The organism is Gemmatimonadota bacterium, from assembly GCA_040388535.1.
Lineage (GTDB): Bacteria > Gemmatimonadota > Gemmatimonadetes > Gemmatimonadales > GWC2-71-9 > Palsa-1233.
Genome location: JAZKBR010000001.1, coordinates 542,058 through 553,149, shown reverse-complemented (window position 1 = coordinate 553,149; position 11,092 = coordinate 542,058). Strand labels below are relative to the sequence as shown.

Below are 11,092 nucleotides of genomic sequence, written 5' to 3'. Positions count from 1 at the left end.
AAGTGTTTCGTGACCATTTGGCGGTGTTGGCGTGCAATTCGGTTTCCGGGTCGAAATCCGGGAAAATCGGGGCTCGTCGGGACGGTGCGCGTGCATCCTCGCGTGCGGCGCGGTGCCGCGCGTGGTGTCATCGCATCTGCCCTTGCGCTGTGGTACTCTCGCGCGATGAGCACGCCGCAAGCCGCTCCGCCATTGACATTGCGCGTGATATGCTCGCGCGCGATGTCGCCGCGCGTGGTGACGTGTTGCGCGATGCACGCGCGTGCACGGATGCAAACGTCGGTGGTTCCGACGTCGGCCGGCGCCCGCGGCGAGCTGTGGACGAGCGCCGGAAGGTGGTGCCCCGCCAGCGGTTCCGCGTCGCTGGGGTATTGCGCGCGGTGAGAAAATTTTGATCTTGTATATGCCGACGCTACTCCGCCCACAGGTGCGGGGCGTCGCCGCGAGTGACGCGCGTACGACGATTGCTCGCGAACCACCAACTCCTCAGGGAGGCTCCATGGCTACCAAGAAGGCTGCGAAGAAGAAGACCGCGAAGCGCGCGAAGCGCCCGGCGAAGAAGGCCGCGAAGAAGGGCGCCAAGAAGGCGGCCAAGCGTCCGAAGAAGGCCGCGAAGCGTGGCAAGAAGGCCGCGAAGAAGGGCGCCAAGAAGGCGGCCAAGCGTCCTAAGAAGGCTGCCAAGCGCAAGAAGGCTGCGAAGAAGGCTGCGAAGCCGGCGGCCATGTAAGCAGTCCGCTTCGCGGTTCACACCGCGGGCTCCAAGTAGGAAGGGCCGGCACGTTGCCGGCCCTATGCTTTTCCCCCCAGGCCCCAACTCCCGATCAGGCGCGTGCGTTCCGCCGTTCGGCATCCGCCATCGCCGGCTTCACGAAGAGCGCTCCGCGAGCGGGCGTCCCGCGCATCCGCTTCCCCGGCGAAGGCAGCGATTCCCGCTGCCAGGTGGCGTAGTGCCCTGCGAATCCTTCCGGTCCGGTGCCAAGCGAATCGGGGACCAGGGCGTGCAGTCCGCCCGGGAGGGTGAGCAGCTGCAGTTCGGCCAGGAGGACGAGTCGTTCTGTGGGAGAAAGCGCGGCAATCGTCCCGGCGTCGATCACCACCATCACAAACTCCGCCGGCAGCTCGGGGACCCAGTCGCCGAACTGCACGCACATCCCCTCGAAGGTCGATGACAGCGATTCGACGGCGATCCGGTTCTCGGCGCGGTCCACCACAAAGACATCACGGTCGAGGAAGGTGACCGTCGCATCGTGGGCGGCGAGCAGGTAGGCGCACGACTCGGCACCGGCACCGACCACCAGAACGGCGTCACCCGGTTCGACCCGGGGGGCGAGGCCGGCGACGAGGTGGGTCGAATCGAGACCCCACTTCGCCGGGTCGCGCTGCGCGGCCCGCCGCTTGGGATAGGACTTCCGCCAGCTCTCGAAACGCGGCGTGCCGAGCCGACGCTTGATCAGCTCGTCGACGGAGGTGGCCACCAGCACTTCGGTGAGGAGGAACTGCTGTTCGCTGTCGTCGCCGAGGTCGCTCATCGCCTCGTCGGCCAGTCGCATCATCTCGTCGCGGGAAATCGAGTTCTTGTAGTGCTCGATCCGGTCGAGAATGTAGAGCTCGTATTGCTCCCGCAATGACCGGAGGGGACGCCGGCGAGATGCGACGGCGAGGAGTTGTTGCGGGGAGAGCATACCCCAAAGTCGTAAGCTGAACGCGGCGCGTCAATCCGCGCGGAGCACGGCCCCCTTCAAGTAGCCGGTTTCCGGGATGGTGATCACCTCCGGATGGTCCACGGCCTGCCCGAGCACGCCCTGCAATGTGAAGCGTCGTCCGGTCCCTGCGGCGGCGTCGGCGAGCATGGCGAGGAACTCCGGCCGGTGCACGTGAAAGGAGCACGATGCCGTCACCAGGTACCCGCCGGGTGCCACGAGACGCATCGCCCGGGAATTGACCTGGTGGTAGCCCCGCATCGCCGCCGGCAGGGTCGACTTCGACTTGGCGAACGCCGGCGGATCGACCACCACCACATCGAACTGCCGCTGCTCCCTCCCCCATACCGGCAGGATATCGAACGCATCGGCTTCGACGAAGCGGATGTTCTCCCGGCCGTTGAGCGCCGCATGCTCGGCCCCGCGTGCCAGGGCCTCGGCCGAGATGTCGAGAGCAGTGACCTCCCCTGCCCGCCCCGCAAGGTGCAGCGCGAAGGAGCCGTGATAGGCAAAGCAGTCGAGGCCGGTGCCACCCTCCGGCATCAGGGCGCCCGCCAGGATCCGGTTCTCGCGCTGATCGAGAAAGGCGCCGGTCTTCTGCCCGCTCCACGGCGCGGCATACCAGCGCACGCTTCCTTCCCGCACCTCGACCTGTTCCGGCACCGAGCCGTGCACCAGCTCGATCTTATCGCCGAGTCCTTCGAGCTTCCGGATCGCGACATCGTTGCGGAGGAGAATCCCCTGGGGCGCGAAGACGTCGACCAGCGCCGCAACGATTTCCTGCCGCTGCGTCTCGAGCGCCGCCGAGAGGATCTGCACGACTAGCCAGCGATCGTAACGATCCACGATCAAGGCGGGGAGGCCATCACCTTCGGCGTGCACCGCGCGCCAGGCGTTGGCGTCGATGCCGACGCGCTTCGCCCGACAACTGGCGAGTCGCTCACGCCACCAGGTCGAGTCGATCGGCCGCTCCGTCCGCTCGAGGAGCCGGAGCCGGATCTCGGAGGCCGGTGAGCAGAGTGCCTGACCCAGGAAGCGGCCGCGCTCATCGTGCACCGCGACCACACCAGCCTCGGCGGGGCTCGCGATCACATCGCTGCGGTAGATCCAGGGGTGGCCCTTGGCCCAACGAGTCGCGCCGCGGGCCGAAACGGTGGCGGTCACGCGGTGCTGGCGCGGCGAGCGCGAGGGGGTGTGATTTCTGGCATCATGCGCGAGAATCTAGCCGACGTCCTCCGACTCCTGCTGGTGACCGACGATGCCGTCCTCGCCGGTCGCGATCCAATGCCGCTCTGCGAGGCCGCCGTGGCGGGCGGCGTGACGGCGGTCCAGCTCCGGCTCAAGGCGGTCGACGATCGCACCCTCGCCGGCCTGGCGCGGCGGATGCTGGCGGCGCTCCCGGTGCCGATCTTCCTGAATGATCGACTCGATGTTGCGCTCGCGGTCGGCGCGGCTGGCGTGCACCTCGGCGCGGATGATCTCGCACCGGCCCTCGCCCGCCGTCTGGTGCCACCGGGATTCGTGATCGGCGCCTCGGTCGGGTCGGTCGACGAAGTCGCGCGAGGGGAAGCTGCTGACTACTGGGGAGTAGGACCGCTCCACGGCAGCTCCACCAAACACGACGCCGGGGCGGCGCTCGGCTGGGATGGGGCCCGCTCGCTCGCGGTCTTGAGCGGTGCCCGGCCGTGCGTCGTCATCGGTGGTGTCCGTCCGGAGGATGTCGCGATTGCGAGTGAGGCGGGCTTTGCGGGCGTCGCGGTGGTGAGCGGGATACTGATGGCGGAGGACATTGCTGCGGCGGCGAGGGGGTACCTGGGAGAAGGGAGAAGGGAGAAGGGAGAAGAGTGAATGCCCTTCTCCCTTCTCCCTTCTCCTGTCTTTTACTGCTGCTCGCTGCGCAACTTTCGAATCGTCTTCAGGTGTTCCTGGTAGCTGCGCGAGAAGCGACTGGCGCCGTCGGCGCCGGCCACGAAATAGAGCCACGGCAGCGGAGCAGGTGCGAGCACCGCCTCGATCGCGGCATCGGACGGATTGCCGATCGGGCCGGGTGGGAGGCCGGGGTGGAGGTAGGTATTCCACGGCGAGTCGTAGGCGTAGTCGGTGTTGTACATCCGCGATTTCCTGGTCCCATCGCGGAGGAGCCAGGCATACTGGATCCCTGGATCGGCCTGCAGCGGCATCCCGATGCGGAGTCGATTGCGATAGACGGCGGCGATCGGCGCGCGATCGGCCGGGAGTTTTGCTTCGGCTTCCACGATTGACGCGAGGGTGAGCAGCGCCGCCCGGCTGAGTCCGGCCGCGGTCGCGCGAGTGTCCCACTCCGGCTGCCACGCGGACTTCCGGGCGCCGAGATAGCGCTCGAGAATTTCCCGCGAACCGACCAGCGCGGGGAAGTCGAAGGTCTCCGGCAGCAACCACCCCTCGACGCTCTCACCCGTGATGCCGAACTCCTCTCGCAGGGCCGAATCGCGCGCGGCAGCAAGGAACTGCGCCCGGGGAATCCCGACCCGGCTCTCGACGGCACGAGCGAGGTCGAAGAGGGTGGCGCCTTCCGGGAGGGTGAGCTTCACGTGCAAGGCGTCGCCGGCCGCGAGCTTGTCGAGCACGGCCTCGGTGCTCGGGCGCGCCGGGAATTCGTAGAGCCCGGGCCGGAGCTTGCGGTCGAGGCCGGAGATCCGCGCACGCAGCCGGAACCAGCTCGCGTTGCCGATGACCTGGTGCGCCGCGAGCGATTCGGCGGCCACGCGCATCGAGGCGCCGCTCGGAATCAGGACTCTCACCGAGGCATCGTTGCTGCCGCCGCAGCCGGCCAGCGCCGCAAGGCTTGCCACCCGCAGGGCCTGCGGGAACCTCACTTCGATCCGCCGCGGCGCATCTCGAGCCAGCGCTGCAGCACCACGGCCGCCGCAATTGCGTCGACGACATCCCTGGTGTTGCGATGGCGCTTGCCGAGGGCGGTGATGGTTTCGAGTGCGGTGGTGGTCGAGAACGATTCGTCGACGAGGTCCATCGGCAGCCCGGCGCGTTCGGCGAAGAGTGCTCCCATCGCGTGGGCCGCCTGCGCGGATTCCCCTTCAGCTCCTTCGTCGTCCAGCGGCAGACCGACCACCAGGCCCACCGGCTTCTCGCGCTCGACGATCGTCAGGAAATCGCCGAGGGGGGGACGCTTGCCGGCGCGGCGGGTGAGGGTGGTCAGCGGACGAGCGATGAGCTGGGTCTCGTCGGTGATGGCGAGCCCAATGCGCGCAGTGCCCCAATCGAGGGCGAGGACCCGGCCGTGGTGGGGGATATATGGGGTGGGCATGGTGAGTTGCTCGTGTCGCGGGCGGAGGCTTCGACCCGGCGGAGAGTGTAGGGGCGCCGCTAGCGGCGCCCTTACATGTTTCCGGGCGAGCGGATCTTACTGCGCCATGGAGGCGAAGAATTCCTTGTTCGACTTGGTCGGCTTCATCCGGCCGAGCAGGAATTCCATCGCTTCGACGACGGGCATGTCGGCGAGGAAGTTGCGCAGCAGGTAGACCTTGTTGAGTTCGTCCTTGCTGAGCAGCAGCTCTTCCTTGCGGGTGCCCGACTTGTTGATGTCGATCGCCGGGTAGATGCGGCGGTCGGCGAGACGGCGATCGAGGACGAGTTCGGCATTGCCGGTGCCCTTGAACTCCTCGAAGATCACCTCGTCCATGCGCGAGCCAGTGTCGATCAGTGCCGTCGCGATGATCGTGAGCGAGCCGCCGCCCTCGATGTTGCGGGCGGCGCCGAAGAAGCGCTTCGGCTTCTGCAGTGCGTTCGCGTCGACACCACCCGAGAGGATCTTGCCGGAGTGCGGCACGACCACGTTGTGCGCCCGGGCGAGGCGGGTGATCGAGTCGAGCAGGATGATCACGTCGCGGCCGTGCTCTACCAGACGCTTCGCCTTCTCGATTACCATGTCGGCCACCTGGACGTGGCGGTCGGCCGGCTCGTCGAAGGTCGAGGCGATCACTTCGGCCTGGACGTTCTCCTGCATGTCGGTGACTTCTTCCGGACGCTCATCGATCAGCAGCACGATGAGGTAGCACTCAGGATGATTCTCGGCGATGGCGTTCGCCAGCTTCTGCATCAGGATCGTCTTGCCGGCCTTGGGCGGGGCGACAATCAGCCCGCGCTGTCCCTTGCCGATCGGCGACATCAGGTCGACCACGCGCATCGAGAGATCGCTGACTTTCCCTTCGAGCCGGATCCGCTCATCGGGGTAACGCGGCTTCAGGTTGTCGAAGGCGATCCGGCTCTTGGTGCGATCCGGCTCTTCATAGTTGACGCTCTCGACCTTCAGCAGAGCGAGGTAGCGCTCCCCCTCCTTCGGCGGGCGAACCTGGCCGGTGACGGTGTCGCCCGTCCGCAGGTCGAAGCGCTTGATCTGGCTCGGGCTGACATAGATGTCGTCCGGGCCATAGAGGTAGTTCCAGTCCTGCGACCGGAGGAAGCCGTAGCCCTCGGGCAGGATTTCCAGGACACCCTCGCCCCGGATGACCGTATCCTTGTCGAGCAGCGACTGCTCGATCCGGAAGATCAGGTCCTGCTTGCGGAGGCCGGAATAGTTGGTGATGTTGAGTTCCGCGGCCAGGACGTGCAACTCGGCAACGGACTTCTGCTTCAGTTCGGCTATGTCCACGGACCTCTCCGGGTCGAGTCATTCTCTCCGCACGCGGAGCGTTCGGATGGCGGGAATGACGGAGCGAATTCAGATCGAGAGATGGGGCTGTCTGGCGTATGAGGAGCGCGCGGATCGCGCGGAGATGACGCTTGATTGCGGTGCGGGTGGGCCTGCTTGGCTAGAGGATACGAGCCCCCCGGGCGCCCGTCAAGGCCACCAATGACAGATCCCCGCCAATTCTTCAGCGTCTGGCGCGCCCACGCGCTCGCGGGTGACCGCGAGGTCCTCGATGGCGTGATCGCGCCCGAGCACCTGGGACCCTCGGCCGAACTCGCCGCCTTTCTCGCCGGCTTTCCCGGCGCGTGGTACTGGTCTGACAATGCCCGGACCTCGCTCGTCCTGATCCGGGGTTCGGCCCCCGCCCGGCCCGAGCGCTGGCTCTGGCACGGCGCACTACTTCTCCTCACCATTCTCTGTACCCTCGGCGCTGGCGCCGTATTGCTGGGACGCTGGCATCCCGCTGTCCACCACGGCCTGGCGGGGACCTTTGATTCCTTCCTCGAGTTCGGCAAGCTGGTCGCCAGCCGGGACTGGCACGTGCTGCTCCCCGGCTGGGAATTCGCCGCACCGCTGCTCGCCATCCTGCTGGTGCACGAACTGGGGCACTATGTGGCCGCTCGTCGATATGCCATCGACGTTTCGCCACCTTACTTCATCCCGGTGCCCCCCAACCTCTCGCCCATCGGCAACCTCGGCGCCTTCATCCGGCTCCGCTCGCCGGTGTATGATCGGCGCCAGCTTCTCGATGTCGGAGCGGCGGGGCCGTTGGCCGGATTCATCGTGGCGGTAGGAGTCCTCCTCTGGGGGTACCAACTGTCGCAGCGGATGCCCTATCCGATGCCGGGTGCCCCATCGCTGGTGCTCTTTGCGGGCAGGCCGATCACCCTTGGCGACTCCTTCCTGACCCACTGGATCCGTGACTGGCTGATTCCGGGGAGCGGTCCGGTGCTGCTCTCGCCCGAGGCATTTGCGGGGTGGGTCGGCTGCTTCATTACCGGGCTCAACCTGCTCCCGCTCTCGCAGCTCGATGGCGGGCACGTCTGGTACGGCCTCATCGGCCGTCGGCAAAAGGGCGTGGCGATGGTCGCGGCGCTCGCCCTGCTCTATCTCGCCCAGCGTGCGCCGCTATGGTACATGTGGGTGGCCCTGACCTTCGCAATCGGTGGCGGTCGCTGGACGCACCCCGACGTGGTGCTCCCCGAACGTCACGTCCTGCGAGGCGGGTACCTGCTCGGACTCGCCTGTGTGGTAGTCTTCGTGCTGACCTTCGTACCTGTCCCGTTCCTGCCCTGAACCGGAGACGAGGATGATCGACCCCGACCGCCTGGCCAAACTGCGTCACGACCTCGCCAATCCGCTTGCCGGCCTCCTTGCCGAAGTCCAGCTCGTGCTGCTCGATGGCGCCGGACTGACCGAGGAACTGAAGACGAGTCTCCAGGAAATGGAACGCCTGGCGATCCGGATGCGCACCATTCTGCGTGAAGTGCAGTGAAGCGCTCTTTCTCTCAGGAGTATTCGCAATGATTCGCCCGCGTGGTACGCTGCTTCTGGTCACCTGCCTGTTCGGCCTCTCGCAGCTGCTCGGGGCGCAGAGCCGGCCGGCCCCACGGCCCGACCGGGCGATCCGGCGTGACCTGCCACTCACCAACACGATCCGCCGGGCCCACGCCGCCGGAACGCGCGACTCGACCGGACGTCCCGGCGCGAAGTACTGGCAGCTCGCCCTCGACTACCGCATCAACGCCCGCTTTGACGCCGCGACCTCGACGATCACCGGGCGCGAGACGGCAACGATCACCAACAACAGCGACTCCGCGCTCCGCTCCGTGCAACTCCGACTTGACCAGAACATCTATGCGCCCAATGTGCCACGCGGCGAAGTTGTTCCGGAAATCACCGAGGGAATGAAGGTCACCCGACTGGCCATCAATGGCACCGCCCTCGACGTGAACTCCCGCCAGCTCGCCCCCCAGCTCGGACTCACCTCGGCGCGGATTCCGCTCACGACGCCGATTGCCGCCAAGGGGAGCGCAACGCTCGATATCGAGTGGAGTTTCCGGGTGCCACGGGCCGATGGTGGTCGCGGACTCCGCATGGGACGCTGGGGCGATTCACTCTACCAGGTGGCGCAATGGTATCCGCGCGTCGCGGTCTACGATGACCTGCGCGGCTGGGATACCGACCCCTACCTCGGGCCGTCGGAGTTCTACAACAACTTCGGTCGCTTCGATGTCACGCTCGATATGCCCGCGGGCTGGGTCGTCGGTGCGACCGGCGTGCTGCAGAACCCCGAGCAGGTGCTGACACCAGCGGTGCGCGAGCGACTCTCGCACGTGCTCGAGTCCGATTCGCAGCGAACGATTCTCGCGTCGACCGAGCGCGGCCCCGGTGTTGCCACGCTCGCGGGTGACCGCCTCAACTGGCACTTCACGGCCGACTCGGTCGCCGACTTTGCCTGGGGCACCTCGAATCAGTATGCCTGGGACGCCACACGCGCGAACATCCCGGGGAAGGGACTCATCCCGATTCAGGTGATGTATCTCGAGGGGCACCGCACGCCCTACTTGCAGACCGGGGCGCGGGTCCGTCACGCACTCGAGTACTACTCGAAACTCTGGATGCCGTACGCCTTCCCGACGATGACCGTGATCGACGGGCCGGATGGCGGCATGGAGTATCCCTCACTGATCATGTCGGGGCTCGGCGCGGCCGATCACGAGACGGGGCATCAGTGGTGGCCGATGATGGTCGGCGTCAACGAGACCTGGTATGGCTGGATGGATGAAGGCTTCAACCAGTACATGAACGTCTTCTCGGATGCCGATCGCAGCGGTCGCTTTGGCAACATCGACAACGTCGGACAGTCGTACGGCCGGAGCAGCGGATCGGAATTCGAGGGATCGCTGATGTGGGACGCCAACTACGGCGGCCCCAATTACGGCTTCCAGGCCTATCTCAAGGCGCCAATGATGCTCTCGATGCTCGGTGGCATCGTCGGGGACTCGGCGGTGCATCGCGCGATGAGCGAATACGCCAGGACGTGGCGCTTCAAGCACCCGTCGCCGTGGGACTACGCCTTCTTCATGGATCGCGCGCTGAAGCAGGACCTCGACTGGTTCTGGTACTACTGGCTCTTCACGACCGAATCGGTCGACGGCTCGATTGCCAAGGTCACCACCGCTGCCGGCCGCACCACGGTCACGGTGCGACAGGATGGCCAGATGCCGTCGCCGGTGGTGCTCAAGATCCAGTTCGCGAACAAGGGTGCGCCGATCCGGAAGATCGCCAACGGCGTGATGACCGACAGTGTCACGATGCTGGTGACCTGGCCGGTGGATGTCTGGTTTGGTGGCTCGAAGAATTTCACCGCGACGCTGAATCTGGGCACGCGGCCGATCGAGAAGATCACCCTCGATCCGCGCGGCCGCTTCCCCGACCGCACCCCGGCCGACAACGTCTGGCCGAGGGCGGCAAAGCCGTAGTCAGCGCTCGCCGCTGACGAGGTCGTCGAGCGACCCCAGGTCCGACCGGGGTCCTCGACGTCCGCGAGTGCCACGCACGAGATACGAGAGCCAGACCGGCGTGATGATGGTGGTGCCGATCACCATCATCATCAGCGCCCCGAAGAGCGCCGGCGTCAGGGCGCCCGTGGCGAGCCCCATCTGCGCGAAGATCAACCCCACCTCACCGCGCGGAATCATCGCAACACCCACCATCGCATTGCGCATCGGCAGCCAGTACGGCGCGTAGCCCGCGACGAACTTCCCGGCAATGCCGATGGCGAGCAGCGCGCCGCCTAGCCCAAGCGCCGCCGGGTCGCGCATCGCCGAGAGATCGACCGCCGCGCCTACCGACACGAAGAAGACCGGCACGAAGAAGTGACCGAGTGCGGCACTCGCTTCCTCGATGACCTGACGCTGCGGCGTCTCGTGCAACACCAGCCCCGCCGCAAAGGCCCCGATGATCGGCGCCGACCCGCTCTTCTCGGCGATCGCCGCGAGGGCGAGTGCAAATGCCACCGCGATGGCGCCGGTTGTCCCCGGCACGGGCACGTTGTGGAGCGCCGCAAAGATCCTTGGCACCACGAATCGACCGATCACAATCGCGACAACGAGAAAACCGAGGGCGAGCGCCACCGTTTTCAGGATGCCGACGGTGGAGATCTCGCCGCCGTTGACCATGCCCGCCACGACCGCGAGGATCACCAGGCCAATTACGTCGTCGAGCACGGCCGCTCCGAGGACGGTGCGCCCTTCGACCGAGTCGAGTTCGCCCACGTCGCCGAGAATGCGGGCCGAGATGCCGACCGAGGTCGCGGTGAGGGCGGCGCCGCACACCAGCGCTGGAATCAGCGTCAGCCCGAAGAGTTCGGCCGCGAGAAAGCCGAGCCCGAACGGCACCGCGACGCCGACGCCAGCCACTGCCGACGCCGCGCCACCCACCTTGATGAGTTGACGCAGGTCGGTGTGCAGCCCGATCTGGAAGAGCAGGATGACGACGCCGAATTCCGACAACAGGTGTAGTGAAGGGTCCTCGGGATGGACAAGGCCGAGCAATGAGGGTCCGAGCAGAACGCCGACAAGCAGCTCACCGAGCACGGTCGGCTGACCGAGTCGCTGCGCGAGCGCGCCACCGAGTCGGGCCGCGGTCACCAGCCCGGCGAGCACCAGAAAGAGCGTCATCATCCAGATAGTATAGCTTC

Annotated in this window: 12 protein-coding genes; 6 read left to right on the top strand and 6 right to left on the bottom strand. The window is 66.6% G+C overall.

Annotated elements, in window-relative coordinates; genetic code table 11:
• Positions 1–149: 149 nt before the first annotated feature.
• Both V4558_02575 and V4558_02570 read left to right on the top strand, forming a co-directional pair.
• Complete coding sequence (locus V4558_02575) at positions 150–395, top strand: hypothetical protein (GenBank protein ID MES2304356.1); 246 nt, start codon at positions 150–152, stop codon at positions 393–395.
• Between the two features lie 104 nt (positions 396–499).
• Positions 500–727 (top strand): hypothetical protein, encoded by a 228-nt coding sequence (locus V4558_02570; GenBank protein ID MES2304355.1) that lies wholly within the window; start codon positions 500–502, stop codon positions 725–727.
• Positions 728–821: 94 nt separating this feature from the next.
• Here the strand turns inward: V4558_02570 and V4558_02565 are convergent, their stop codons facing one another.
• Both V4558_02565 and V4558_02560 read right to left on the bottom strand, forming a co-directional pair.
• Entirely contained in the window at positions 822–1,682 is an 861-nt protein-coding gene (locus V4558_02565) for a hypothetical protein (GenBank protein ID MES2304354.1), read from the bottom strand.
• A gap of 30 nt (positions 1,683–1,712) precedes the next feature.
• On the bottom strand, positions 1,713–2,864 hold the full coding sequence (locus V4558_02560; GenBank protein ID MES2304353.1) for a class I SAM-dependent rRNA methyltransferase: 1,152 nt from the start codon (positions 2,862–2,864) through the stop codon (positions 1,713–1,715).
• A gap of 45 nt (positions 2,865–2,909) precedes the next feature.
• On the opposite strand from V4558_02560, the gene V4558_02555 reads away from it, so the two are divergent.
• Entirely contained in the window at positions 2,910–3,548 is a 639-nt protein-coding gene (locus tag V4558_02555; GenBank protein ID MES2304352.1) for a thiamine phosphate synthase, read from the top strand.
• 32 nt (positions 3,549–3,580) lie between these two features.
• Here V4558_02555 and mltG read toward each other — a convergent pair whose 3' ends face one another.
• The 3 genes from mltG to rho form a co-directional block, all read right to left on the bottom strand.
• Complete coding sequence (mltG, locus tag V4558_02550) at positions 3,581–4,555, bottom strand: endolytic transglycosylase MltG (GenBank protein MES2304351.1); 975 nt, start codon at positions 4,553–4,555, stop codon at positions 3,581–3,583.
• Positions 4,552–5,004, bottom strand: coding sequence for a Holliday junction resolvase RuvX (ruvX, locus tag V4558_02545; protein ID MES2304350.1), 453 nt, complete (start codon positions 5,002–5,004; stop codon positions 4,552–4,554). Before ruvX ends, mltG begins: the two co-directional genes overlap by 4 nt.
• Before the next feature lie 96 nt (positions 5,005–5,100).
• Entirely contained in the window at positions 5,101–6,348 is a 1,248-nt protein-coding gene (rho, locus tag V4558_02540; GenBank protein ID MES2304349.1) for a transcription termination factor Rho, read from the bottom strand.
• Between the two features lie 201 nt (positions 6,349–6,549).
• On the opposite strand from rho, the gene V4558_02535 reads away from it, so the two are divergent.
• Genes V4558_02535 through V4558_02525 form a run of 3 tightly spaced genes read left to right on the top strand, consistent with a single transcriptional unit; the run spans position 6,550 to position 9,872 of the window.
• Positions 6,550–7,683 carry a site-2 protease family protein gene (locus V4558_02535; protein MES2304348.1) on the top strand — a complete coding sequence of 378 codons (1,134 nt, stop codon included), beginning with the start codon at positions 6,550–6,552 and terminating at the stop codon, positions 7,681–7,683.
• 13 nt (positions 7,684–7,696) lie between these two features.
• Entirely contained in the window at positions 7,697–7,882 is a 186-nt protein-coding gene (locus V4558_02530; GenBank protein MES2304347.1) for a histidine kinase dimerization/phospho-acceptor domain-containing protein, read from the top strand.
• A gap of 28 nt (positions 7,883–7,910) precedes the next feature.
• Complete coding sequence (locus V4558_02525) at positions 7,911–9,872, top strand: M1 family metallopeptidase (protein ID MES2304346.1); 1,962 nt, start codon at positions 7,911–7,913, stop codon at positions 9,870–9,872.
• Here V4558_02525 and V4558_02520 read toward each other — a convergent pair whose 3' ends face one another.
• On the bottom strand, positions 9,873–11,075 hold the full coding sequence (locus V4558_02520; GenBank protein MES2304345.1) for a cation:proton antiporter: 1,203 nt from the start codon (positions 11,073–11,075) through the stop codon (positions 9,873–9,875).
• Positions 11,076–11,092: the final 17 nt, after the last annotated feature.

Excerpts from the sequence above, each read along its gene's own strand:
- V4558_02570 (MES2304355.1), top strand. The coding sequence starts at position 500 with ATGGCTACCAAGAAGGCTGCGAAGAAGAAGACCGCGAAGCGCGCGAAG.
- V4558_02565 (MES2304354.1), bottom strand. The coding sequence starts at position 1,682 with ATGCTCTCCCCGCAACAACTCCTCGCCGTCGCATCTCGCCGGCGTCCC.
- V4558_02555 (MES2304352.1), top strand. The coding sequence starts at position 2,910 with ATGCGCGAGAATCTAGCCGACGTCCTCCGACTCCTGCTGGTGACCGAC.
- ruvX (MES2304350.1), bottom strand. The coding sequence starts at position 5,004 with ATGCCCACCCCATATATCCCCCACCACGGCCGGGTCCTCGCCCTCGAT.
- V4558_02535 (MES2304348.1), top strand. The coding sequence starts at position 6,550 with ATGACAGATCCCCGCCAATTCTTCAGCGTCTGGCGCGCCCACGCGCTC.
- V4558_02530 (MES2304347.1), top strand. The coding sequence starts at position 7,697 with ATGATCGACCCCGACCGCCTGGCCAAACTGCGTCACGACCTCGCCAAT.
- V4558_02525 (MES2304346.1), top strand. The coding sequence starts at position 7,911 with ATGATTCGCCCGCGTGGTACGCTGCTTCTGGTCACCTGCCTGTTCGGC.
- V4558_02520 (MES2304345.1), bottom strand. The coding sequence starts at position 11,075 with ATGATGACGCTCTTTCTGGTGCTCGCCGGGCTGGTGACCGCGGCCCGA.